Consider the following 24,735-nt stretch of genomic DNA (forward strand, 5'->3'; position numbering starts at 1 on the left):
CTGTTCTCAGCCAAGCGTGGCGGAAAACTTCATTCCGGCTCGCCGATCTCCAGCGCGATGCCGCCGACGCCTTCGATGTGGCCGCTGAGGCGGTCGCCCGGCCGCACTGCGCCGACGCCTTCGGGCGTGCCGGTGTAGAGCAGGTCGCCCGGCTGCAGGTGGTAGAAACAGGACAGATCGGCGATCAGTTCGCGGATGTTCCAGATCAGCATCGACAGGTCGCCCGACTGGCGGGTCTCGCCGTTGACCTGCAGCGTGATCGCGCCCTGGTCGAGCAGGCCGAGGCCGGCGGCGGGGACGATCTCGCCGCAGACCGCGCCGCGCTCGAAGTTCTTGCCCAGATCCCAGGGACGGCCCTGGCCCTGGCAGAGCTTCTGCAGGTCGCGGCGCGTCATGTCGAGGCCGGCGGCGTAGCCGTAGACCAGCCGGTCGGCATCGGCGGCGGAAGCCTTGAAACCTTCGGCGCCGATGGCGACGACCAGTTCGATTTCGTGGTGATAGTTGCCGGTGCCGGGCGGATAGGGCACGCGCGCAGGCTTCCCGGCGCTCGTCTCGACCAGGCTGCCGGCATCCTTGATGAAGTAGAAGGGCCGCATCGTTGTTTTGTCGATCGGCGTGCCCATCTCGATGGCGTGGCCCTGGTAGTTGCGGCCGACGCAGAAGATGCGCCGGACCGGCAGGCGCGCAGTGGTGCCGCGTATCGGCAGCGAGGGGACAGGGGCGGGGGGCCACAGGTAGTCGGCTTGGTTCATCGGTATTTTGCTCGCGATGTTGGATGGGGCTGGAAGCGGGCAAGCATGCCGCCAATCCACCATGCCCGTCCAGCGCTGGTATGCCGTCAGTGCTTCGCCAATGGATTCAGGTGGCCCTGTGTGCGCCGAACAGGGAGAATCCGTCCCCGGTGAAGAATCGACTCGTACTCGGCGGGCTGCGGCCTGCCGCGCGGGAGCGCGTGTGAGGAACTGGATGAAGGCAGGTGTGCAGCAGGAGCGGGTGGCGACGCACTGGCTGGCGGTCGCGGCGGCGCTGCTGTGCGGCGTGGCGGTGGCCAGCAACGTCGGCAAGGTGTCGATCATGATTTCGGCCTTGCGCGAGGATCTGGGCCTGAGCCTGGTGCAGGCCGGCTGGCTGTCGTCGGCGATCAACGTGTTCGCGGTGTGCGCCGCGGTGGTGTTCGGTTTCTCGGCCGACCGGATCGGCGGGCTGCGGCTGTGCCTGACGGGCGTTGGCCTGAGCCTGGCGGGCGGCGCGGCCAGCCTGCTGGCGACGAGCTTCCCGCTGCTGCTGGCGGGGCGGGTGATCGAAGGGGCGGGCTACATGGCGGTGGCGGTGTCGGCGCCGATCCTGCTGTCGGCAGCGAGCCGGCTGGAGGATCGGCGCTTCGTGCTGGGCGTGTGGGGAACCTACATGCCGGGCGGCATCGGCCTGGTGATGATCGCTGCGCCCTTGCTGCAGGGGCTGGGCGGCTGGCGGGTGATCTGGGGCTTTGCCATCGTGTTGCTGCTGGCGGGCGGGGTGTCGGCATGGCTGCAGCGGCGGCATTACCGCTTCGCCGAAGCACCGACCGAGGACCAGGAAGAACGCGCCCTGGCGGTGGCGCGGGAGGTCATGCGCCAGCCGCTGGCATGGACCCTGGGACTGCTGTTCGCGACCTGGGCGCTGCAGCATTTCACCCTGATCGTGTGGCTGCCGACCTTCCTGCGCGAGCAGCGCGGACTGGACATGCACTGGGTCGCCGCGCTGTCCTGCATCATGGTGCTGGCCAACGTGCCGGGCAACGTCATCGGCGGCACGCTGCTGCGGCGCGGCGTGGCGCGCGGCAAGCTGCTGGTGCTGGGCAGCAGCCTGAGCGGCCTGTTCATGTACGCAGCCTTTTCGCCGGCCTTGCCGGATGCCGTGCGCTATCTGGCTTGTGTGGCGGTGTCCCTGGCCGGCGGCCTGATTCCGTCGTCCATTCTGTCGGCCTCGACCGTCATCGCCCGGACCTCGCGCCAGATCGGCACTTTCCAGGGGCTGAGCCTGCAGATTTCCAACCTCGGGCAACTGCTCGGTCCGCCGCTGATCGCGGCCCTGGTCGCCAGCCGCGGAAGCTGGGAAGCCGCAGTGACGCTGCCCGTCGGCGCAGCCATGCTGGGCGTGCTGCTGGGCGCGGCCGCGTGGCGGCTGGAAAAGGCGTATGGCGCGGGGCGCTGATCACAGCCCGCCGCGCTCGCGCGCGGCGCGTTCGCGATCGGTGTTGAAGATGTAGCGCTGGAGGGTGTTCTCGATCTTGTGCGGCAGGTCGACGAAGGCAAAGCCCACGCGCAGCATCTGCGAGCCGCTGCGCTGCTCTTGGCGATCGAGATAGCAGACGCGCAGCTGGACGACGATCGGGTCGAGGTTTGGCAGTTGCAGCCGACAGTCCTGCAACTGTTCGCCGATGACGAGTCGTGCGGCATCCGGCGGCAGTTGCAGCGCGATGCCGCCGACGCTGATGTCGAGCAGCCGCCCCGCCAGCGTGGCCGGGGTGCCGGCAGCGCTCTTGACGCCGATCTGGCCGGTGGCGGCGTGGCTCAGGGGCACGCTCAGGCGGTAGGCGGCGCGGCGCTGCAGGCGCAGCATTTCGCGCGGCACCGGCGCAAGGAACAGACTTCGCCCGTCTTCCCGGCCTTCCCGCAGGTCGTGCAGCGCGAACTGGATGCGGATGTGTTCGAGCTGGGTGACGCAGACGAGCTTGGGCGCGGCCAGGATGCGGCGGTTGGCTTCCGGGTCCGGACTGGCGTCCAGCACCAGGGTTTCCTCGTCGTCCGAGATTTCGAGCAGGGCCGTCAGGAAAGAGCGGCCATTGCCGAAATGCCCGCTGATCAGGGCGCGATGCTCGATCAGCTCCTGCAGCAGCTGCAGCACCTGCCGGCGGCTGCCGAGGATGAACTGTTCGATCGCGTCGCGGCGATCCATGTCGATCGGGGTGGGCGTGTTGTCGGCGTCGGGAGAAGTCATGGCGTGAGGATCAGCCCAGGGCGCGCTGGCGTGCACTGCGCTGGCGCTCGGTCTTCAGGATGTAGCGTTGTATGGCTTCGTCCGCACCCGGCGGCATGTCCGAGAGCTCGCAACCCGCACGCAGCATGCCGATGCCGTTGCGGGTGGTCAGGCGGAACAGGTTGCGTACCGTCAGGCGCGCGTGGATCGGCGGGCTGTCGGGAAGCTTGATCCGGCAACCGGCAAACTCGTCGCCCGGCGCGAAGGATGCATCGTTCGGCGGTACGGCGATGGCGATGCCGCCGCCGCTGATGTCGATGATGCGCCATGCGATTTCGCCGGCGCCGGGCAGCGGCACGCTGCATGTCAGCGCGTGGGTGGCCGGTGCCTGAAGGCGGTAGAACTCCCTGCGCTGCAGGCGCAGCAGTTCGGCCGGCAAGGCTGCGCGGAAAGCGGCGCCGCTGCGCCAGGTCTGCAGCATCGGCCGTTCGAGCACGAACTGGATGCGGACCTTGTCGAGCTGGGTGACGCAGTCGAGCTGAGTGGTCCGGCCGAGGCGGGCATTGATGCTTTCGTCGGGGCTGCCGTCCAGCACGAGTACCGAGTCGCCCTCGTCGATCTGCAGCAGCGCGGTCAGAAAGGAGTCGTCGCCCGGCATGCCGCGCGCCCTCACCAGTTCGCGTGCATCGAGCAGCCGGCGGAGCACGGCCGCGATCTCGCGCCGATCCTTCAGCAGGTATTTCGACGGGTCGTCGGCCTGCAGCAGCTCGACGCGGGTCAACTCGTGTTCGATCGTCATGCCGTGGTGGGAAGCTTGGTTTGCCGATGCTGTTCGTCGTTGCTTATAGCACGACTCATCGTGGCCGGCGTAGCCTACTCCGGCGTGCCGGCCGGCGCCGGCCGCAGCGACTCGGGCAGGTCGTGCGCCACCGGCGCGGGCCCCGTGCCGCCTTGCTCCACGCTGTACAGCCAGGCCAGCAGTTCGGCCACGGCGACGTAGAGCTGGGGCGGAATCCGCGTGTCGAGGTCGACCTGCATCAGCAGGCTGACGAGCTCGGGCGATTCATGCACGTAGATGCCGGCTTCGCGTGCCCGTTCGAGAATTTCCCGTGCCAGCACGCCCTTGCCCTTGGCCACCACGCGTGGCGCCGTCTCGCCGGCCGTGTAGGCCAGCGCGACGGCTTCGCTGCGCTGGGGCCTGGATTCAGTCATCGCGGCGCTCCACCACCAGGCCGGTCAGCTTCAGGCCGGCCGCTTCGAGCGATTCGGCCAGTCTGGCGGCGCCGGCGTCCAGCGCGACGATGCTGGCGTCGTCGTCCGAGCGCAGGCGCAGCGCGACGCCGGCCGGCGTCAATTGCATGTGCGCTTCGATGCTGCCCAGGCGCGGCAGGCTCAGGCGCAGCGTGGTGTTCCAGTCCTGCGCCGTCGTGTCGTCTTCGCCATCGTCCCGTTCGGGGTCGTCGATGATCCATTCCATCTGCTGTCCCGGCCAGGCCTGGCCCTGCCACACGTACTGGTGGGTGGCGAGCGCTTCCAGCTGCTGATGGACCACGGGCAGCAGGCGTTCGGGAATCGGCGCGCTGGTGCTGCTGCGGACCGGTGCGGCGTCGTCGGCGATGGCGCGCAGGGCCGCGTTCGTGCGCTCGCTGCCGTCCACCGCGCTGGCTTGCCCACCGCCGGTGGCTGCGGTGTGCGCCGCGGCCGCCTGGGGCGCGGCGGAGCCGGTGCCGGCGGGGCGCCCGCCTGCCGCCGGGTGGCCGGCCTGCTGGACTTGCGCCTGCGGTTCGCGCATCAGGCTGGCGCTGTCGCGCGTGCCCATCACCCATTCGGCCTGGTGCGATTCGTAGAACAGGCCGCTCTGGCCCAGCGCCTGGCGCAGCAGCGGCACCAGCGGCGCGCCGCTGGTGGGCGGGGCGGTGAGCAGGGGCTGGTTGCCGGCAAGATTTGCCGGTGGCGGCGAAGGCTGGCCGGTGAGCAGGAAGCTGATCAGCCGGCCGGTCTGGCTCAGTGCGGGCTGGGCCGAGGCATTGGCACTGGCGGCATCGTTGCCGACGACGCGGGCGAACACCGCCTGCTGCGTCACGCGCGAGGTTTCGAGCTCGAGGGTGTCGCCGGGCTTGGCCGAGGTGTTCAGCACCAGCGTCATTTCCTTGCCGGCGACCACGGCGCGGAACGAGCCGTCGGGCAGGGTGCGCAGCAGCGTGGCGAAGAAGCGCTGGCCTTGCTGCAGCTCCGGCAGCAAGGCCTGGATTTCGCGCGCGCGCTGCAGGCCGGCAACCGGCGGGCTGGTATTGAAGAAACTGGCCTCGGTGAGTGTTCTCAGCCGGGCGGCGAGGTCAGCGGGGATCATCGCGGTTCCCTCCTTGCCCGGGAGAGTCTACCCCAGGGTCGGGCGCGTCAGATGTTGCCGTACGTATCGCGCACGTTGCGCCTGCGTATCGTGCCGGACAGCAGCTTGCGGGTGCTTTCCAGGAAGGGTTCGGCATGGCAGCGGACGTCGGCGTCGAGCTCCAGCATGCGCTGGATCATCGCTGCCATCTCCTGCTGTGCGGCATCCGGCAGCCGGGCGGTGTCGGCGGGAGCGGCCGCGGCCGCCTTGCGCAGTGCGGAACTTGCCGCTTCCAGTTCGGCGAGCCGGCTCCAATCGTTGCGTACCGCGGCCTCGGCCATGGCTTCGTACAGGGCGAGCAGTTCGCGGCAGCTTTCCGGCGTCAGCATATCGGGCTCCCGTTCAGGCCGCGGCCTGGTCGGCGATGCCGGCCCAGGCTTCGCGCAGGCTGGCGAGCAGGCCGACGACTTCGTTCAGCGCCGCCTCGCTGCTGTGCAGGTTGGCATACAGCAGGCGCTCGCTCATGTACTCGTACAGCGCATGCAGGCGTCCGGCCAGTTCGCCGCCGGCATTCATGTCCAGGCTGACCTTGAGGCCGTTGTCGATGATGTTGATGGCCTTGGAAATCGACTGGCCCTTGGTCGGGATGTCCTTGTTGCGGACGGCGACCAGCGCGGTGCGCAGCGCCAGCAGGGCGCCGTCGTACAGCATCAGGATGAGCTTGTGCGGGCTGGCCGCTTCGACGCTGGTTTCGGTGCCGACGCGGGCGTAGGCCGAGGCGCGGTTGGCGTAGGAGGTGCCGAACATGGTGCTCCGTCTCCTCAGTTGCCGATCTTGGGCAGGTTGGCCAGTTGCTGGGCCAGGTAGCTGCTGGTCTGCGACATGCCGGCGAGCAGGGTGTCGAGGCGCGAGAATTCCATTCTGTAGCGTGTTTCCAGCATCTGGATGCGTTCTTCGACGCGCTCGTATTTTTCCTCCAGCGACTGGATGTTGCTGTCGATGCTGTTGGTACGGTTGGCAATCACCCCGCCATTGCTGTCCAGCAGGCCGCTGAGGCGCTCGCTGAAGGTTGCGGCCAAGCCTTTCACGCCGTCCTTGCCGGCAAAAAATGCCCCCACGTCCATGTTCGGGTTCGACAATGCCGCTTCGAATTTGGCGCTGTCGAGCGACAGCTTGCCGTCCACGCTGACCTTGCCGGTTTCCTTGTCGGTCGTGGCGCCGTTGCCGATACCGATTTCGGCAAGCGAACGGATGCCGCCCAGGCCGCCCAGCGCATCGTTGAGCGCATTGCGCAGCGTCGACTGGATGCTGCGGGCGGTGGCGTCGCCGGTCAGCGTGGAACTGGTCTTGGTGTTGGCGTCGTAGGCGGTCAGCGACTTCAGCGTGTCGTTTACCTCGTTGTAGGCCTTGATGAAGGCATCGACGGCTTTGCGCGCCTGTTCATTGTCGGTGGCGACTGTCAGCGTGCCCTTCAGGCTGGCGACGTCGCTTTCAGGCTCTTCGTTCAGCGTCAGCGTGACGCCATCGATCAGGTCGTCGATGCTGTTCTTGCCGCGTGAAACCTCGATGCCGTCGACCTTGAGCTTTGCGCTTTGCGCCGCCTGTACGGACTGCATCTGGCCCGCAGGGGCCGTCGTGCCCGGGTCGTAGCTCAGATCGGCCAGACCGTCGGTACCGGTGAGCTTGAACGCCATGTTCTCGCCGGTGGCCGTACCGGTGAGCACCAGTTGCTCGGTCTTGCCGTTATTGACGACGCTGGCCTTGACGCCCAGCGTGGGGTCGCCGTTGATGGCGTCGCGCAGCTCGGCGAGCGTGCCGCCCGCAAAGTCGAGCAAAGCCATCCGCTCCGGGTCGCCCGCGAAGGCGCCGCTTTCATCGACCGTGCCGAACTGGATGCTCAAGGTGCCGGCGCCCCCGGGGACGAAGCTGGCCGCGGGGTCGGTAGTGATGCGTTGTTCCTTGGCGAGCTGGAACACTTCGATGGCATGGTTGCCGACTGCCGCGCCCGCCTTGGTCGTTGCGGTGAAGCCCTTGCCGTTGACCGTGGCCTTGGTCCCGCCGAACAAGCCATCCTTGCCCAGCGCATCCACGGCGGTTTGCAGATTGCTCAATGTGCCCTTGATCTGGCCGAAGGCGGACAGCTTGGCCGTTTCCGCAGCTTGCTTGGTCACCAGCGGCTGCTGGGTCGTCCTGCGTTCTGCGGTGATCAACTGGTTGACGATGGATGTGATGTCGAGGATGGAACCCCCGGACGTGATCGCGGCCATGATGCATTCTCCTTCTGTGTCGCTCAGGCCTGCTGTTTGATCAGCAGCCCCTGCAGCTTGTCCATCGCCTTGGCGATGGCGACGATTTCCTCGGATGGGATCTGGCGGATGACCTCGTCGGTGGATGCATCCACAACTTTGACGATGGTACGGCCGATATCCTGGTCGATGGAGAATTGCAAGTTCTGTGCCACGGGGGCAATGGCCGTGCGCATTTCTTCGACCGCCTGCGCGATCTGTTCCGCATCGGGCTGTTGCACGGCGGCGGTCGGCGCGCCGGTTGCGACCGCCACGGGGTCGGGGGCTGCTGCCTGCGGCGAAGACTGCGTGGCCTGCGACAGAATGCGTGTCGTTTGCGGAATGGCGTTGCCGATCGACTCGATGCTCATGATTCATCTCCTTGATAGGCGAACGGCGCGAGACTCTTGCGAGCCCCGCGCCGGGCGATGCTACATCGTCAGACCGTGAATATCAGCGGAGGAGCGACAGCACGTTCTGGGGCAGGGCGTTGGCCTGCGACAGCATCGCGGTGCCGGCTTGCTGCAGGATCTGCGAGCGGGTCAGGTTGGCGGTCTCGGAAGCGAAATCGGTGTCGAGGATGCGGCTGCGCGATGCCGACATGTTCTCCGAGGTTGTGCTCAGGTTGGCGATGGTGTTCTCGAAACGGGACTGCAGGGCGCCGTACTTGGCGCGCTGGCTGTTGATCGAGGCCAGCGCGGCGTCGACCATGGCGAGTGTGCGGTTGGAGGCATCCACCGTGCTGACGTCCATCTCGGACACGGCCTGGAGCTGGCTGGCGGTGGCTGTGCTGGCAAGCAGGAACTGTCCCTGGTCGTCGGTGACACTGAAGGAGGCGTTCGAGTCGAAGGTCAGTTGGCCGGTGACCCAGACTTCCGCGCCGCCGAACGCACCCGAACCGTCCTCACCCGCCACGGCGGCGACGATGTCGGTGCCGCCGATGTCCTTGACGGTGAACACCGAGGCCGCTTCGGAGTCATTGACCAGCTTGATGTCGCTGCCTTCGGCATTGGTCAGCACGATGCCGTTGCCTTCGGCGTTGAGCTTGGCGGTGACACCGGTCTTGGCGGCCACGTCGTTGAAGGCCTTGATGGCGTCGGCGTAATCATCGCCGGTGCCCGCACTGCCGACGGTGAAGGACAGCGTTTGCGCCTGGTCGGTACCGTTGTTCGAGGCCAGCTTCAGCACGTAGGACGAGCCGGCGACGAAGTCGGTCAGATGCACTTCGGTACGCGCGCTGGCGGATACGCCGGTGCTTTCGGTAGCAGCGTTGATCTTGGCGGCGACGTCCTTGGCGCTGGCTTCGGCGGCGTATTCGACTTCGGCGGTGCCGTAGGTGCCGTTGATCGTCAGGACGCCATCGGCGGCGATCGCCGAAGCACCCGTATCTCCCTGGGCGAGATTGACGCCCGCGGTACCGCCCACGGTGAGGTCGCCGGCACCGCCGGTGGAAGTGGCCGCCATGCCGCCGATGCGGTAGTTGCCATAGGCGGTGGTGCCGAAGTTGGCAGAGGTGGCGGTGATGGTCTGGTTTGCGTTGGCGCCGACCTGGAAGGTTGCGGAAGTGAAGGAGCCGTCGAGCAACTTGCGGCCGTTGAATTCGGTGGTTTGCGCGATGCGGTTGAGTTCGGAGGTCAGGGCGTTGACTTCGTCGTTGAGCGCCTTGCGGTCCGATGCGGAGTTTGTGGCGTTGGCCGACTGCACGGCCAAGGTGCGGATGCGCTGCAGGATTTCGCCGGATGAGGCGAGTGCGCCTTCGGCGGTCTGCGCCAGCGAAATGCCATCGTTGGCGTTGCGGGTAGCCTGGTTCAGACCGTTGATCTGGGCAGTGAAGCGCTCGGAAATGGCGAGGCCGGCGGCGTCGTCCTTGGCGCTGTTGATGCGCAGGCCGGAAGACAGGCGTTGCAGCGACGTGGCGAGGGAATTGCCAGAGGTGCTCAGGTTGCGTTGTGCGGTCAGGGAAGGCACGTTGGTGTTGATGACTTGCGACATGATCGTCTCCCGATGAGGATGAAGAATCTGATGAGCCGGCCGTATCACCTGAGTGTTGTGTGATCCGTCTGCCGTCAGGAGCATTAACGGAGGCGGGTGGAAAATCTTTAGCGGAAATTCTGCCGGACTGTCTTATTCTTGCCGGCTGGCGGAGGGCTGTCCCGATAGCGAGGGCGAATATGAAAAAAGGGATTGGGGTTTGAACAGACGCGAGAACGACACGGCGGGTGCGCGCTGGATGCCGCTCAACCGGAGCTGCGGCTTCGAGACCTGGGCGCCGCTCGATCCCGGCCGCTGGATCGACTTCAATCCATGTTGTGTCCAGTTGCCTTCGGGGCGCTGGCTGGGGGTGATCCGGCGGGATATTGTGCCGCCGGTGCCTGGGATGGGAACGGTCTGGACCATCGAACTCGACGAACACCTGTGCCCGGCCGGCGAGCCCCGCCTGTTGCTTGCGCAAGGGGAGGATCCCCGTGCCATCGTGCTCGGGGGACGGGTGCTCGTGTTCCATTGCGTGATCGAGCGCGCAGGGGACGGCCGTGTCAATGGCGCGGCGATGCGCATCGCCGAGTGTGCGATCGAGGATACAGCGGGGGTTGCGCCCATGCTGCGTGTCGATCGCGTGCTGGAATTGCCCAAGAATCCGTTGCAGAAGCCGCGCACCGGTGATCCGCATGAGAACTGGGAGAAGAACTGGGTTCCTTTTCCGTTGCCGTCCGGGTCGATCGGACTGATCTATTCCCACGACCCATGGGCGGTATTGCTGCTGAAGGCCGATGCCGCAAGCGAGTCGCGCCAGTTCGAGGGCGGCTGGCAGGGGCCGGGGCTCGAATGGGCGTGGGGCGAGATCCGGGGGGGAACCGTCCCCGTGCCAGCACCTGCTGCATGCGGTGGCGAGCGGCTCATCACTTTCTATCATTCGTCCACGGTGGTCGGGAGCCGCAAGCTCTATTTCGTCGGGGCATGCGTTTTCGATGCCGAACCGCCGTTCTGGCCCAGGCTGATGACCCATGAGCCGCTGGTGGTGGCGCCCTACAACACAGGGGCGCATCGGTTCGGCTGGAATTTTGCCGGGAGCGTGGTGTTTCCGCTGGGTGCGCAGCCCGTCGCCGGCGGCTTCCGGCTGCTGTGCGGCCGCGACGATGGCAGCATCGCCACCTTCATGGTCGACGGCGAAGCCCTGCTGTCGCGCCTCGCTCCCTTGCGCGAGGCGCGGGCGGTGCATAATGCCCGGGGGGAGTCCATCAGCGCCCGACATGAGCCGCTGGTGCCGTGGGCATTCGATGCGTCGGCCCTGCGCATCCCACGTCTGCTCGCGCTGATGCACGACGGCCGCGGGCTGTTCGTCGATGCCGCGCCTGGAGACGGCGTGGCAACGGCCAGGCTGGCAGCGCATTTCGAACGCAGCATCGTTTTTGCCGCCAACGGTGACGAGCATCGCCGCATGCGGCAGTTGCTGGCCTTGAACTGCATCGACACGGCGGAACTGCGCCTTGGCGAGGCGGTGTTCGATGAGCCGACCATGTGCGAGCTCGGTTTGCTCTACATCGATCGTGCCGCGCTGGCCGAGGCGATCCTGAGACGGGCGGTGGGCGTGCTGGAGAAATACCGGCCATTGCTGGTCATCGACTTGCCGGATGACGAACGGGGCGTACGCCGGATCGAGGCCTTGCTGGCCGAGTGCGACTATACCTGCGAGGCCATTTTTCCGTTCGTGCCGTCTTGCCGCCTGGCGATTCCCCGCGAGTCCAGAACGAACCACGCATGGTTGGTTTGATCGGCCTGCCAAGCAATAATCCAAACCATCGATGAGGGTCGAACATGCTGCCCAGAGTGAATCTCGTCAGAGGCAATTCCGCCGACTATCTGCTTTTTTCCACCGGCGACGCCATCTCCAGGACCATCTACGCCAGAGGCGCATGGGCCGAGCCGCTCATCACGATAAGCCGTATGTTCTACGAGGGCGGCAGCGCGCCCCTCGTCCTGGACATCGGCGCCAACCTGGGGGCCTATGCGATCGCCGTGGCCCAGGATCTGCATAAGCTGGGTGGTACGGTGTATGCATATGAGGCGCAGCGGCTGGTTTACTATCAGTTGTGCGGCAACCTCATCCTCAACAGGCTGGACAACGTCCATGCCTTTCACATGGCGATCGGCGAGGACGATGGTTCGATCGACATCCCGCTGATCGACTATGCGTCATCGGAAAACATCGGGGGGTTCTCGCTCGATCAGGCCATTCGCGACCAGGTTTCCGCCGTGGCCATCGACCGCGAGCAGCGCGTCGAGCGTGTGGCGATGGCCAGGCTGGATTCGATCGCCTTTCCCAAGGCTGCGGATCTGATCAAGATCGACGTGGAGGGCTTCGAACATCGGGTACTCAAAGGGGGGGTGGGCTTTCTGGAGGCCGGGAGCTTTCCGCCACTGATCCTGGAGGCGTGGCGGGATGAGTGGTTCCGCGAAAGGCGGGCGGAACTGATGGCGTTTCTTGACCGGCTGGGCTATGTGTGTTTCGAGCTGCTCGACGAAGTCGTCGCGCAGCATCCGCAGCACGCCCGGCACGTCGATTTCGTCCTCCAGGCCGATGGCGGGCTGCAGCTGGTCCGGACGCGATGAGCCCGCCGCTGCGGGCAAGCATGGATGAGAGACCGATTCATGGATGACGATACCTCGATCAAGCTGTTCAACCTGCTGTATCAGCAGATGGCGGTGATGAACCATTCCATTAGGAGAAGCGCCGGCTATCTCGCCCGGCAGGAGATGGAGCGCATTCTCGCGCCGCTGCGGGCCGACCCTGGGCGGCTGGAGCCGTTCGGCTTCACGGTCTATAGCCAGAACGACGAAGACGGCATCCTCGCCGAGATTTTCCGGAGGATCGGTGTGTCGGCCGGCACCTTCTGCGAAATCGGCGTGCAGAACGGCCTGGAGTGCAACAGCCTGTTCCTGCTTCATCAGGGGTGGCGCGGCGTGTGGATCGAAGCGGACGACAGGCAGGTTCCGCTGATCGAAGAGAAGTTCTCGTCTCTTCTGGCCGGCGGGCGGCTGCATGTGGCCAATGCCTATGCAATGCCCGACAGCGTGAATCGGCTCGTCGCCGACGGGTTGGGCCGGATCGGGGCGGATGCGGAGGCGCTGGACTTCCTGTCCATCGATGTTGATGGCATGGATATCCATCTGTTGGAAGCCCTCGAATCCCGGCCGAAGGTAATCTGTATCGAGTACAACGCCAAGTTTCCGCCCGGCGTGGATCGGCGCCCGCTGTTCGATCCGCAGTACCGCTGGCGCGGCACGGACTACATGGGGGCCAGCCTGAGCGCGCTGAATGGGGCCGCCACCGGCATGGGCTATGTCCTGGTCGGCACCAACATCACCGGGGCAAATGCGTTCTTCGTCAGGCGTGATCTGGCCGAAGGGCGCTTCGTGCGCGACGCCGCGCCCGAAAGGCTGTACAACCCGCCGCGCTATTACCTGATGCTCGACCATTTTCTCGACCAGGTCGGCCATGGTGCGGATTTCGGCCCTTATTCGGAGTCGTGAGCTGACATGCCCGCGCTTGGCGCGGGCGTGCTTCAGCTTGGGCGTTCGGCATGCGAGGCGACGATGTCGGCGAGCTCCTGTTCCAGGTTGCGCACGAAACGCGGCGTGTCGAACAGCGGGCCGTTTTCCCTGGCCGCGGCCAGCCTGGCCCGGATGGTCGCGAGCGATGCGGGATCCCGGGCAAGGGCAACGGCTTTGTCCTCGTAGGTCTGCAGGTCGTGGGTGATGAGTTCCGGCAGGCCGGCGGCCGTCAACAAGGCTCCGGCCATGCGTGACGCGAAGCAGCGTCCTGAAAGCGTGAGGACGGGAAGCCCCATCCACAGTGCATCGTTGGCGGTGGTGCCGGCATTGAAGGGGAAGGTGTCGAGGAAGAGATCGGGCACCGTGTAGCGCGCCAGGTACTGTTCCGGCGTCACCCGCTCGGCAAAGAACAGCCGGCTTCCGTCGATGCCGTGTCGTTGCGCTTCACGCCTGAGATTGGCCTCGGCCCAGGGGTTGTCGGCAAGCAGCCAGAGCAGGCTGCCGGGCACCCCGCGCAGGATGTTCATCCACGCGGCGAAGACCTCGGGGGTGTATTTGTTGTTGTTGTTGAGCGAGCAGAAGACGAAACCCTCTGCCGGCAGGCCGCAGTCCAGGCGTGAGGGGGGCGGCGCGCAAGGGCGTTTGCGGTCGCTGACCTGATACACGTCGGGCATGTAGAGCGGTGTTTCGGAGTAATAGCGGGCGTGGTCCTCGGGGATGAGGAAGCGGTCGGCGATGACGTAGTCGATAGCTGGCAGGCCGGTGGTGGCCGGGAGGCCGAGATAGGTGATCTGGATCGGAGCCGGGCGGTGGGCCAGCATGCGCGTGCGTGCGCCGCGTGTCTGGCCGTGCAGGTCGATGAGGATGTCGATCTCGTGTTCCCGGATCAGCCGGGCCGAAGCCTCTTCGTCCATGCCGTCGATGCGGATGTAGTGGTCGAAGGTGTCGACCACGCGCTGGCGCAGCGCCGAGCCGTCTTCCGGCGACCAGCAGAAGCCGTAGATTTCGAATTTCTCCCGGTCGTGCAGCTCGAACAGTTCCACCGTGAGCATGGAAACCGGATGCAGGCAGAAGTCCGATGAACAGTAGCCGATGCGGATGCGGTCGTGGCGATAGCCGCCACCGGGGGCGAGAGTGGGCAGGCCGGAGGGAATCTTGCGTTCGGCGTACTGCCTGGCCGCTGCGAGCTGCGCCTCGGGGTCGTCCGAGAGGCTGAGCATGGCCAGTGCCGACGTGGCTTTGCGCATCGATTCCGGATCGACGCCGATTGCCGGGTCGTAGACCGGCCACAAGCACTGCTTCTCCCGGATGAAGACCCAGTGATGCAGGACGTCGGTCTGATGCGGGTCGAGCACCAGGCTGCGGTCCAGACAGGAAAGCGCATCGGCATACTGCTTGCGGTTTTCCTGCAGTCGGCCCTGGTTGTTGAGGGCGGAGACGAGCAGCCCGCGCTCGTCGGCCTTGTCCGGCGAGGCATGCTGCGCGACCCAGGCCCATTGCTCGATTGCTGCTTCGGGTTCGCCGAGCCGCTCCAGGGTCAGGCCGAGGTTGAAGCGCGGTTGGATGAATTCGGGCGCGCGCCGGATGGCCTGCTCGTAGGCTTCGCGTGCGCCGTTGATGTCGCCTTCGGCGAACAGGGTGGCACCGAGGTTGAACCAGGCGAAATGATCGTAAGCGCTATCGTTGCGCTTGAGCCAGGTCTGGTACAGCACTGCGACCAGACCGCCCAGCCCGACGGCTTCGAGCCGGCCCGCATAGTCGAGCAACTGGGGAAAGGGGAGCTGGCGATGCCAGATCAGGTTGACGATGCCGGCGTAGTCGGTGTTTTGCGTCTCACTCAAGAGCGTGCTCCGGAAATGAACCCGCCCCCGATGACCCGGAGGCGGAGCCTGGGTTCATTGGGGGCGAGGCGTGTGGCTCGGGCCTGCGATCAGTCGGTGCCGGACAGATCCAGTTGTGCGATCTGCTCGGTGGTCATGGCGGCGATCTGGGCCGGCGTCAGCGCGCGAACCTGAGCGGTGCTCAGGGCGGCGACGTGGTCGGTGCTGAGGCCGAGCTGGATCTGGGTGGTGGTCAATGCGCTGATCTGGGCCGTGTTCAGGGCGCCGATCTGATCGGTGCTCAGGCCGGCATTGATCTGCGCAGTGCTCAGTGCCTTGATCTGGTCGGCGGAGAACTGGGCGAGATCGTCGTTCTCCAGCGCGCCGACCTGGGCCGTGGTGAAGGCGCCGATCTGCCCAGCGGTCAGCGCCTTCACCTGATTGGTGGTGAGTGCCGCCACGTTGCTGGTGGACAGGGTGCTGATCTGGTTCGTCGTCAGGGCCGCGATCTGGGTGGCGTTGAAGCCGCCGATCTGGTCGGTGCCCAGGGCATTGAGCTGCGTGCTGGTCAGTGCCTGCACCTGGCCGGCGGTCAGGGCGCGATGTTGGTCCGCATCCATCGCTGCCAAGTCTTCGGTTTCGATCGCGCTGATCTGATCGGCCGTCAAGGCGGCGATCTGCTGGTACATCAGGGCTTTGATCTGGGCCGTGCTGAGCGCCTGCACGCCGGCCGTCGTCAAGCCCTTGAGCTGGGTGCCACTCATTGCCTGCAGGTCTTCGGTTTCGAGCGCGGAGACCTGGGCGGTCGTCAGACTGTTGATCTGCATCGTGTTCAGCGCCTTGATCTGTGTGGTGCTGAGCGCCTGCAGATTGGCGGTGGACAGGGTGCTGATCTGATCGGTGTTCAGTGAGCCGATCTGCTTGGCCGCCATGCCCTGTATCTGGTCGGTGCTCATCGCATTGAGCTGGGTGCTGCTCAGCGCCTGGAGCTGGGCCGCGCTCAGGGCGGCGATCTGCGCGGTGCCCAGTTGCTGGATGTCGGCGGTTTCGATGGCCTGGATCTGCTCGGCGCTGAGGGCCTTGACCTGCGCGGCGGTGAGTGCGCCGACCTGGCCGGTGGTGAGCGCGGACACGCCGTCGGTGGTCAGGCCCTTGATCTGCGCGGCGGTCATGGCGCCGATGTCCTCGGTGTCGAGCGCGGCGATCTGCCCGGAACTCAGACTGCCGAGTTGAGCGGCGGTGAGCCCCTTGACCTGGGTACTGGTGAGGGCCTGGATGTTGGCGGTGGTCAGGTTGCTGATCTGATCGGTGCTCAGTGCGCCGACCTGCCGCGCCGTCATCGCCTGGACCTGGTCGGTGCCCAGCGCGTTGAGCTGGGTGCTGCTCAGCGCCTGGAGCTGGGCCGCGCTCAGGGCGGTGATCTGCGCGGTGCCCAGTTGTGCGATGTCGGCGGTTTCGATGGCCTGGATCTGCTCGGCGCTGAGGGCCTTGACCTGCGCGGCGGTGAGCGCGCCGACCTGACCGGTGGTGAGCGCGGACACGCCGTCGGTGGTCAGGCCCTTGATCTGCGCGGCGGTCATGGCGCCGACGTCCTCGGTGTCGAGCGCGGCGATCTGGCCGGAACTCAGGCTGCCGAACTGGGCGGCGGTGAGCCCCTTGACCTGGGTGCTGGTGAGGGCCTGGATGTTGGCGGTGGACAGGTTGCTGACCTGGTCCGTGCTCAGTGCGCCGACCTGCCGCGCCGTCATCGCCTGGATCTGGTCGGTGCCCAGCGCGTTGAGCTGGGTGCTGCTGAGTGCCTGAAGCTGGGCCGCGCTCAGGGCGGCGATCTGGGTGCTGCCCAGTTGTGCGATGTCGGCGGTTTCGATGGCCTGGATCTGCTCGGCGCTGAGGGCCTTGACCTGCGCGGCGGTGAGCGCGCCGACCTGGCCGGTGGTGAGCGCGGCCACGCCGTCGGTGGTCAGGCCCCGGATCTGCGTGACAGTCATGGCGCCGACGTCCTCGGTGTCGAGCGCGGCGATCTGCCCGGAGCTCAGGCTGCCGAGCTGGGCGGCGGTGAGCCCCTTGACCTGGGTGCTGGTGAGGGCCTGGATGTTGGCGGTGGACAGGTTGCTGACCTGGTCCGTGCTCAGCGAGCCGACCTGCCGCGCCGTCATCGCCTGGATCTGGTCGGTGCCCATGGCGTTGAGCTGGGTGCTGCTGAGTGCCTGAAGCTGGGCCGCGCTCAGGGCGGCGATCTGGGTGCTGCCCAGTTTTGCAATGTCCGCGGTTTCGATGGCCTGGATCTGTGCACTGTCCAGTGCCTTGATCTGGGTGGCGTTGAAGGCGTTGAGCTGGTCCGAGGTGAAAGCGACGATGACATCCGTCGACAAATCCTTGATCTGTTTTGCCGTCAGGGCGGCGACGTCGTTTCCGAGTGCGACGATCTGTTCGCTGCTGAGGCTGTTGAGCTGGCCGACCTTGAGCGCCTTGACCTGGCTGACAGTCAGTGCCTCGGCCTGGTAGGTCAGCAGGCCGTCCGACAGGGCAGATGCGTCGAAGGCGGCAATCTGGCTCGCGTTGAGAACGACCAGGTCGCGTGTTTCGATGGCGGCGATCTGGCTCGAGCTGAGGGCGCTGATCTGCTTGGCCGACATGGCCTTGAAGTCGTTTTGCGACAGATCCTCGATCTGTTTCGTCGTCAGCGCGGTGATCTGGGCTTCGGACATTCCCTTGATGATCGACATGAAAATCTTCCTTTAATAGGGATTTCGAATGGCGACGACGGATCGACCCGATGCAGTGAAACCCACCGCGGTTCAAGCAAGTCTCGGCGCGACCAAGAATGGTTTTTCCGGATATCGGCAGACTCCGCTGGAACTTTAGGAGATTTCCTACCCGCGCTGTCCTGGCTGCAGCCTGTGGTGCGGAGCTGCTGCGAGCTCGCAGGTTTTACGTAAAAAAACCCCGCGGGCGCTGCCGCCGGCGGGGGAAAATGCCATTAAGGCACAGGTTCGATGGCGTGGGGCGGCCGAGTTTAGCCCAGCAGTTGCAGTACCTGCTGCGGCAGGGCGTTGGCTTGGGCAAGCATGGCGGTGCCGGCCTGCTGCAGAATTTGGGCACGTGTCAGGTTGGCGGTCTCGGCAGCGAAATCGGTGTCGAGGATGCGGCTGCGCGATGCCGACAGATTTTCCGACGAGATCTGCAGGTTGGCGATCGTGTTCTCGAAACGGGACTGGAGAGCGCCGTATTTGGCGCGCTGGCTGTTGATCGCAGCGAGCGCCGAGTCAACCATGGCGAGTGTACGGTTCGAGGCATCCGCTGTACTGACGTCCATTTCCGAGACGGCCTGCAGGGAACTGGCCGTGGAAGTGCTGGCAAGCAGGAAGCCGCCGGGGCCGCCTGCGTCGTCCGTGACGCTGAATGAGCTGTCGGAGTCGAACACGAGTTGGCCGGTGATCCAGGTTTCGTCGGCACCGAATGCACCCGTGCCGTCCGCACCGGCCACTGCAGTGGCGATAGCGGTGCCGCCGACATCCTTGATCGTAAACACCGAGGTGGCTTCGGAGTCGTTGAGAAGCCTGACGTCGCTGCCTTCGGCATTACTCAGCACCACGCCGTTGCCTTCGGAGTTCAGTTTCGCGGTGACGCCGGTCTTGGCGGAAACGTCGTTGAAGGCCTTGGTGATGTCGGCGTAGTCGTCGCCCGTGCCGCTGGTACCGATGGTGAAGGACAGCGTTTGGGGCTGGTCCGCACCGTTGTTCGACGCCAGCTTGATCACATAGGAAGAGCCGGCGACGAAGTCGGTCAGATGCACCTCGGTACGCGCAGTGGCGGATACACCGGTGCTTTCGGTGGCCGCGTTGATCTTGGCGGCGATGTCCTTGGCGCTGGTGCCAGCAGCGTAGCCGATGTCGGCTGTTCCATAGGCGCCGTTGATGCTGAGGGTGCCGCCGCCGATGACCGAAGCGCCGCCGTCCGCCTGGGCGAGATTGGCCCCCGTGAGGCTACCCACGGTGAGATCCCCCGGGCCGCCGGTGGTGGTCGCCGCCAGTCCTCCGATGCGGTAGTTTCCGTAGGCGGTGGTGCCGAAGTTGGCGGAGGTGGCGGTGATGGTCTGGTTTGCGTTGGCGCCGACCTGGAAGGTTGCGGAAGTGAAGGAGCCGTCGAGCAGCTTGCGACCGTTGAATTCGGTGGTTTGCGCGATGCGGTTGAGTTCGGAGGTCAGGGCGTTGACTTCGTCGTTGAGCGCCTTGCGGTCCGATGCGGAGTTTGTGGCGTTGGCCGACTGCACGGCCAGGGTGCGGATGCGCTGCAGGATGTCGGAAGACGATTGCAGCGCGCCTTCGGCGGTCTGCGCCATCGAGATGCCGTCATTTGCATTGCGGCGGGCCTGGTTCTGGCCGTTGATCTGTGTGGTCATCCGCTCGGAGATCGCCAGGCCGGCGGCGTCGTCCTTGGCGCTGTTGATGCGCAGGCCGGAAGACAGTCGCTGCAGCGAGCTCGCCAGCGACCCGCCGGAAGAATTGAGATGGCGCTGTGCGTTGAGCGAAGGGATGTTGGTATTGATGACCTGTGCCATTTTGAATCTCCTGAATGTCCGATTCGAATTGGGTCCGGGTTCTTTTCTTACGGCGCTTGCTGCCGATGCCCGAACTCTCTGGACGTCCTATAGCGAGATCTGTGCCAGGTGTATTTTCCCGTGGAAATGCCTTCCAAACCATCGGGATGGCGGCAGCTGCTTGCCGCTTGCCGGCAAGCTTTGCCTGTGTTGCCGGTGAGCCGGCAGAGGGGGGCGCGTTCAGTCCGGGGCGGGGAATGCTTCGGACTGCGGAATCGGGACGCCCGAGCCATCGGCCTGTATCTGAAAGTCAGTGAGCCACGCAATGCTGCCCAGATGCCTGGCCTTGTCGTAATAGCGCACAAGGATCGCACCGGAGGTATGCAGCGCTGTGGCGTGGTGGAGCGTATGGAAGAGGTGATGTCCCAGACGCTCTGGCCAGTTCCATGGCTGTTGCGTAGAGTTCCGGAGCGTCGACGATCTGTTGTTCGATGCGCAGCAGGTCGTCCTGTGTAATTGCCGTACTCAGTCTGCGTTGCGAAACACCTTTTGCCACGGGATCGAAACGCCGAGGTCGTGCAGCACCAGCGGCTGTTCGGCTTCGATGTCCTGCAGCTCCGAGTGCCTGGCAGGGGTGAGGCGGTAGTATTCGATGCGGCGCAGGTCGGGGTCGATGAGGACGAATTCCTTCAGCGAGGCGATGCGGCGATAGGCGGCGAACTTCTCGCCGCGGTCGTAGGCGGTGGTGGTGGGGGAGAGCACTTCGACGATCAGCGAGGGTGCGCGCATGAACTGTTCGGCGCGGTGGTCCGCCGGGTCGCAGGTGACGAGCACGTCGGGGTAGAAGTAGGCCTCGTCTGCGGCAGCCTGCACTTTCATGTCGGCCATGTAGGCGCGGAAGGGACTGCCTTCAAGGGCATCGTCGAGCGCTGCGGCAACGTTGAGTGAAATCGTGACGTGCCGCCTGCTTGCGTCACCCATGGCGAAGGTTTCGCCACGCACGAACTCGTGTTTGCCGGGCTGCTCGGCTTCCCATTGCAGGTAGTCTTCAGTGGTGAAGGGCGTGGTGGGCTGGGGCAGGGCCATGGTGCGTGTCCGGGCTGTGGGCCGATTCGGGATTATAGTTCCGTCCATGAACCATCAGCCCCGCCATGTCGAGCGTGCACTGCAGGAACGTGTCCGGATCGTGCCCTACGATCCTGCCTGGCCGGCGTCGTTCGCTGCCGAGGCTGCCCATCTGCGCCAATTGCTGCCGGCGGAGCTGATCGGCCGCATCGAGCATTTCGGCAGCACTGCGGTGCCGGGGCTGGCAGCGAAGCCGGTCGTCGACATGCTGCTGGAGGTGCGCTTGATGGCGAGCGTGGCGCAGCACATTGCGCCGGCCCTGAAGCGCGAGGGCTACGAGTTCTTCTGGCGCGGCCGCGAAAGCGGATTGCCTGGCATCGGCTATGCGTGGTTCATCAAGCGCGATGCGGCGGGGAAGCGCACGCATCACATTCATTGCCTCGAACCAGGCTCGCGGGAATGGGAGCGGCTGCTGTTCCGCGACTACCTGCGCATGAATCCCGCCGTGGCACAGGCATACGGCGAACTGAAGCAGCGGATTGCCAGCGAACATCCGGACGACCGTGTCGCCTATGCGAAGGCGAAGACCGATTTCATCGCGGGGGTGATGCGGGTGGCGCGGAAGGAGGCGGGCGGCTGAGCCGTCCGCACACCGTGGTTCCGCTTGCCGTTGTCCGGCAGGCAAGCAGCGGCCAAAAAGAAACCCGCCTCGCGGGCGGGTTTCCGGTGGCGACAACGTGCAGCCTGGCGCTTACTTCTTGCGCATCGGCGGCAGGTCGGTGCAACTGCCGTGGGCGACTTCGGCGGCCATGCCGACCGTTTCCCCCAGGGTGGGGTGCGGGTGGATGGTCTTGCCGATGTCGACCGCGTCGGCGCCCATTTCGATGGCGAGGCAGACTTCGCCGATCATGTCGCCGGCCGAGGGGCCGACGATGGTGCCGCCGATGACGCGGTGCGTTTCGGCGTCGAAGATCAGCTTGGTGAAGCCGTAGTCGGCGCCGTTGGCGATCGCGCGGCCGCTGGCGGCCCACGGGAACTTGGCGGTTTCGACCTTCTTGCCTTCGGCCTTGGCCTGCGCCTCGGTGTAGCCGACCCAGGCCACTTCCGGATGGGTGTAGGCCACGCCCGGGATCACCGTGGCGTCGAAGGCGGCCTTGTGGCCGGCGGCGACTTCGGCGGCGACGTGGGCTTCATGCACGGCCTTGTGGGCGAGCATGGGCTGGCCGACGATGTCGCCGATGGCGAAGATGTGCGGCACGTTGGTGCGCATCTGCGCATCCACCGGGATGAAGCCGCGTTCGCCGACGATGACGCCCGCCTTGTCGGCGCTGATCTTGTTGCCGTTGGGCGAACGGCCGGCCGACTGCAGGACCATGTCGTACTTGACCGGTTCGGCCGGCGCGCCTTCGCCTTCGAACGTGACGTAGATGCCGTCGTCCCTGGCTTCGACCGCGACCGTCTTGGTCTTGAGCATGATCTTGTCGAAGCGGTGGGCGTTCTGCTTCTCCCACACCTTGACCGCGTCGCGGTCCGGGCCCTGCATCAGGCCGTCCAGCATTTCGACGACGTCGAGGCGGGTGCCCAGCGTGGAATACACCGTGGCCATTTCCAGGCCGATGATGCCGCCGCCGATGACCAGCATCTTGTCCGGCACCTGGCGCAGTTCCAGCGCACCGGTCGAATCGACGATGCGCGGGTCCTTCGGGATGAAGGGCAGATGCACCGCGGCGGAGCCGGCGGCGATGATGCAGTTCTTGAACTTGACGACCTTCTTGGCGCCGGTGGTGTCCCAGCCGCTGCCGGTGGTTTCCTCGACTTCGATGTGATGCGGGTCGAGGAAGTTGCCGTAGCCGCGGATGACGTCGACCTTGCGTGCCTTGGCCATGCCGGCGAGGCCGCCGGTGAGCTTGCCGATGACGCCGTCCTTGTGCTTGCGCAGCGCGTCGACGTCCACCGAGGGCTTGGCGAAGCTGATGCCGGCGGTGCCGACGTGCTCGGCTTCCTCGATGACCGCGGCGACGTGCAGCAGCGCCTTGGACGGGATGCAACCGACGTTCAGGCACACGCCGCCCAGCGTCGCGTAGCGCTCGATGATCGCGGTCTTGAGGCCGAGGTCGGCGGCGCGGAAGGCCGCCGAGTAGCCGCCGGGGCCGGCGCCGAGCACGACCATGTCGTATTCGGCGTCGGCGCTGCCGCTGTGGCTGGCGGCTGCCGGGGCGGCAACCGGAGCCGCGGCAGGTGCGGCCGTCGCGGCGCCTGTGCCTGCCGAGGTCGCTGCCGGGGCAGTCGTCGACTCGACCTTGATCAGCACCGTGCCTTCGGCCACCTTGTCGCCGAGGCTGACGAGAATTTCCTTGACCACGCCGGCCGTGCTCGACGGCACGTCCATGGTCGCCTTGTCGGATTCGAGCGTGCAGATCGCGTCGTCCACATTGATGCTGTCGCCGACCTTGACGAACAGCTCGATGATGGGCACCGCGTCGAAATCGCCGATGTCCGGAACCTTTACTTCCACTAGACTCATGGCGATCTCCTTACAGCATCACGCGGCGGAAGTCCGCCAGCAGTTGCGCGAGGTACACGTTGAAGCGGGTCGCCAGGGCGCCGTCGATGACGCGGTGGTCGGCGGTCAGCGACATCGGCAGGATCAGGCGCGGCACGAACTGCTTGCCGTCCCACACCGGCTTGATCGCCGACTTGTTGACGCCGAGGATGGCGACTTCGGGTGCATTGACGATCGGCGCGAAGTAGGTGCCGCCGATGCCGCCGAGCGACGAGATCGTGAAGCAGGCGCCGGACATGTCGGCCGGGCCGAGCTTGCCGTCACGCGCCTTCTTGGCCAGCGCGCCGGTTTCGGCAGCGATCTCGAACACGCTCTTCTTGTCGGCGTCCTTGACCACCGGCACCACCAGGCCGTTCGGCGTGTCGGCGGCGAAGGCGATGTTGAAGTACTTCTTGTAGACCAGGTTGTCGCCTTCGAGCGAGGTGTTGAACTCGGGGAATTCCTGCAGCGCGCGCACCGAGGCCTTGATAATGAAGGCGAGCATGGTGAGCTTCTTGCCGGACTTCTCGTTCTCCTTGTTCATCGCCACCCGGAAGGCTTCCAGGTCGGTGATGTCGGCATCCTCGTGGAAGGTCACTGCCGGGATCATCGCCCAGTTGCGGGCGAGGTTCTGGCCGGAGATCTTCTTGATGCGCGACAGCGGCTTGACTTCGATTTCGCCGAACTTGGCGAAATCGACCTTCGGCCACGGCAGCAGGTCGAGCCCGCCGCCCAGCGAGCCGACGGCAGAAGCGGCCGGGGTCTTGCCCGGTATCACGCCGGTGCTCATCGCACCCTTGATGAAGGCGGTGACGTCTTCCTTGATGATGCGGCCCTTGGGACCGGTGGCCTTGACCTGGGCGAGATCGACGCCGAGTTCGCGGGCGTAGGCGCGCACCGAGGGGCTGGCGTGCACCTTGCCGCCGAGCGTGACCGCGGATGGCGCTGCCGGCGACGCGGCCGGTGCCGGGGCGCTGGCAGCAGGGGCCGGCGCGGCGGCAGCCGGGGCTGCTGCCGGAGCAGCGGCGGGTGCGGGTGCAGCGGCCGGCGCCGCGACGGCGCCAGCGCCGCCTGTGGCTTCGACCTTGATCAGCACGGCGCCCTGGCTGACCTTGTCGCCGAGCTTGACCAGCACTTCCTTGACGACGCCGGCGGCCGATGACGGCACGTCCATGGTCGCCTTGTCGGATTCGAGCGTGGCGATGGCGTCATCGACGGCGATGGTGTCGCCGGCCTTGACGAACAGCTCGATGACCGGCACGTCGGAGAAGTCGCCGATGTCGGGCACGACGACGTCGACCACGCCGCCGGCGGCGGCCGGGGCCGCTACCGGAGCGGCAGCGGGTGCCGGCGCCGAGGCGGCAGCCGGAGCAGGGGCCGCAGCAGCGGCACCGGCGGCCTCGACCTTGATCAGCACCGTGCCTTCGGCCACCTTGTCGCCGAGGCTGACGAGAATTTCCTTGACCACGCCGGCCGTGCTCGACGGCACGTCCATGGTCGCCTTGTCGGATTCGAGCGTGCAGATCGCGTCATCCACATTGATGCTGTCGCCGACCTTGACGAACAGCTCGATGATGGGCACCGCGTCGAAATCGCCGATGTCCGGAACCTTTACTTCGATGAGTTGGCTCATGTTCTTGTCTCCT

General features: G+C 65.9%; 21 protein-coding genes. 5 read left to right on the forward strand and 16 right to left on the reverse strand.

Going from position 1 to position 24,735, the window contains the following annotated elements; genetic code table 11:
• Nucleotides 1-29: 29 nt before the first annotated feature.
• Complete coding sequence (locus tag ACNQFN_RS07720) at nt 30-752, reverse strand: fumarylacetoacetate hydrolase family protein (RefSeq protein WP_418648446.1); 723 nt, start codon at nt 750-752, stop codon at nt 30-32.
• Nucleotides 753-966: 214 nt separating this feature from the next.
• Here ACNQFN_RS07720 and ACNQFN_RS07725 point away from each other — a divergent pair, with 214 nt between their 5' ends.
• Nucleotides 967-2,193, forward strand: coding sequence for a CynX/NimT family MFS transporter (locus ACNQFN_RS07725; protein ID WP_418648447.1), 1,227 nt, complete (start codon nt 967-969; stop codon nt 2,191-2,193).
• Here ACNQFN_RS07725 and ACNQFN_RS07730 read toward each other — a convergent pair whose 3' ends face one another.
• From ACNQFN_RS07730 to ACNQFN_RS07770, 9 genes are all read right to left on the reverse strand, one after another.
• Nucleotides 2,194-2,979, reverse strand: coding sequence for a flagellar brake protein (locus ACNQFN_RS07730; RefSeq protein ID WP_418648448.1), 786 nt, complete (start codon nt 2,977-2,979; stop codon nt 2,194-2,196).
• Between the two features lie 10 nt (nt 2,980-2,989).
• Nucleotides 2,990-3,757 carry a flagellar brake protein gene (locus tag ACNQFN_RS07735; RefSeq protein WP_418648449.1) on the reverse strand — a complete coding sequence of 256 codons (768 nt, stop codon included), beginning with the start codon at nt 3,755-3,757 and terminating at the stop codon, nt 2,990-2,992.
• A 74-nt stretch (nt 3,758-3,831) separates the two neighbouring features.
• Nucleotides 3,832-4,170 carry an EscU/YscU/HrcU family type III secretion system export apparatus switch protein gene (locus ACNQFN_RS07740; protein ID WP_068634879.1) on the reverse strand — a complete coding sequence of 113 codons (339 nt, stop codon included), beginning with the start codon at nt 4,168-4,170 and terminating at the stop codon, nt 3,832-3,834.
• A complete protein-coding gene (locus ACNQFN_RS07745; protein ID WP_418648450.1) occupies nt 4,163-5,308 on the reverse strand; it encodes a flagellar hook-length control protein FliK in 1,146 nt (381 codons plus the stop codon). The genes ACNQFN_RS07740 and ACNQFN_RS07745 overlap by 8 nt, the downstream gene beginning before the upstream one ends.
• Nucleotides 5,309-5,355: 47 nt before the next feature.
• The gene (locus tag ACNQFN_RS07750) at nt 5,356-5,676 is read right to left on the reverse strand and encodes a flagellar protein FliT (protein ID WP_418648451.1); all 321 of its coding nucleotides are present in this window, start codon (nt 5,674-5,676) and stop codon (nt 5,356-5,358) included.
• Nucleotides 5,677-5,689: 13 nt separating this feature from the next.
• Nucleotides 5,690-6,094, reverse strand: coding sequence for a flagellar export chaperone FliS (gene fliS, locus ACNQFN_RS07755; protein WP_068634876.1), 405 nt, complete (start codon nt 6,092-6,094; stop codon nt 5,690-5,692).
• A gap of 14 nt (nt 6,095-6,108) precedes the next feature.
• Nucleotides 6,109-7,554 carry a flagellar filament capping protein FliD gene (gene fliD, locus ACNQFN_RS07760; protein ID WP_418648452.1) on the reverse strand — a complete coding sequence of 482 codons (1,446 nt, stop codon included), beginning with the start codon at nt 7,552-7,554 and terminating at the stop codon, nt 6,109-6,111.
• Nucleotides 7,555-7,577: 23 nt separating this feature from the next.
• Nucleotides 7,578-7,943, reverse strand: a complete 366-nt coding sequence (locus ACNQFN_RS07765; RefSeq protein WP_418648453.1) for a flagellar protein FlaG — start codon at nt 7,941-7,943, stop codon at nt 7,578-7,580.
• 82 nt (nt 7,944-8,025) lie between these two features.
• The gene (locus ACNQFN_RS07770; RefSeq protein WP_418648454.1) at nt 8,026-9,564 is read right to left on the reverse strand and encodes a flagellin; all 1,539 of its coding nucleotides are present in this window, start codon (nt 9,562-9,564) and stop codon (nt 8,026-8,028) included.
• A 199-nt stretch (nt 9,565-9,763) separates the two neighbouring features.
• Here ACNQFN_RS07770 and ACNQFN_RS07775 point away from each other — a divergent pair, with 199 nt between their 5' ends.
• The 3 genes from ACNQFN_RS07775 to ACNQFN_RS07785 are packed head-to-tail and all read left to right on the forward strand — an operon-like array spanning nt 9,764 to nt 13,101.
• Nucleotides 9,764-11,341 (forward strand): hypothetical protein, encoded by a 1,578-nt coding sequence (locus tag ACNQFN_RS07775; RefSeq protein ID WP_418648455.1) that lies wholly within the window; start codon nt 9,764-9,766, stop codon nt 11,339-11,341.
• Nucleotides 11,342-11,385: 44 nt separating this feature from the next.
• Nucleotides 11,386-12,180, forward strand: a complete 795-nt coding sequence (locus ACNQFN_RS07780) for an FkbM family methyltransferase (RefSeq protein WP_418648456.1) — start codon at nt 11,386-11,388, stop codon at nt 12,178-12,180.
• Between the two features lie 39 nt (nt 12,181-12,219).
• Entirely contained in the window at nt 12,220-13,101 is an 882-nt protein-coding gene (locus tag ACNQFN_RS07785) for a hypothetical protein (RefSeq protein WP_418648457.1), read from the forward strand.
• 32 nt (nt 13,102-13,133) lie between these two features.
• On the opposite strand, the gene ACNQFN_RS07790 is transcribed toward ACNQFN_RS07785, so the two are convergent.
• The 4 genes from ACNQFN_RS07790 to ACNQFN_RS07805 form a co-directional block, all read right to left on the reverse strand.
• Entirely contained in the window at nt 13,134-14,963 is a 1,830-nt protein-coding gene (locus tag ACNQFN_RS07790) for a tetratricopeptide repeat protein (RefSeq protein WP_418648458.1), read from the reverse strand.
• Nucleotides 14,964-15,052: 89 nt separating this feature from the next.
• Complete coding sequence (locus tag ACNQFN_RS07795) at nt 15,053-17,668, reverse strand: hypothetical protein (protein WP_418648459.1); 2,616 nt, start codon at nt 17,666-17,668, stop codon at nt 15,053-15,055.
• A 290-nt stretch (nt 17,669-17,958) separates the two neighbouring features.
• The gene (locus ACNQFN_RS07800) at nt 17,959-19,503 is read right to left on the reverse strand and encodes a flagellin (RefSeq protein ID WP_418648460.1); all 1,545 of its coding nucleotides are present in this window, start codon (nt 19,501-19,503) and stop codon (nt 17,959-17,961) included.
• Nucleotides 19,504-20,007: 504 nt separating this feature from the next.
• Nucleotides 20,008-20,568 (reverse strand): Uma2 family endonuclease, encoded by a 561-nt coding sequence (locus ACNQFN_RS07805; RefSeq protein WP_418648461.1) that lies wholly within the window; start codon nt 20,566-20,568, stop codon nt 20,008-20,010.
• On the opposite strand from ACNQFN_RS07805, the gene ACNQFN_RS07810 reads away from it, so the two are divergent.
• Entirely contained in the window at nt 20,567-21,187 is a 621-nt protein-coding gene (locus ACNQFN_RS07810; protein ID WP_418648462.1) for a GrpB family protein, read from the forward strand. The two genes, ACNQFN_RS07805 and ACNQFN_RS07810, sit on opposite strands and share 2 nt — an antisense overlap.
• A 111-nt stretch (nt 21,188-21,298) precedes the next feature.
• On the opposite strand, the gene lpdA is transcribed toward ACNQFN_RS07810, so the two are convergent.
• Nucleotides 21,299-23,071, reverse strand: a complete 1,773-nt coding sequence (lpdA, locus tag ACNQFN_RS07815) for a dihydrolipoyl dehydrogenase (protein WP_418648463.1) — start codon at nt 23,069-23,071, stop codon at nt 21,299-21,301.
• A gap of 10 nt (nt 23,072-23,081) precedes the next feature.
• Nucleotides 23,082-24,722: a dihydrolipoyllysine-residue acetyltransferase gene (gene aceF / locus ACNQFN_RS07820; RefSeq protein WP_418648464.1), complete on the reverse strand. Its 1,641-nt coding sequence runs from the start codon at nt 24,720-24,722 to the stop codon at nt 23,082-23,084.
• Nucleotides 24,723-24,735: the final 13 nt, after the last annotated feature.

The organism is Thauera butanivorans (genome assembly GCF_048398245.1).
Taxonomy (GTDB): domain Bacteria; phylum Pseudomonadota; class Gammaproteobacteria; order Burkholderiales; family Rhodocyclaceae; genus Thauera; species Thauera butanivorans.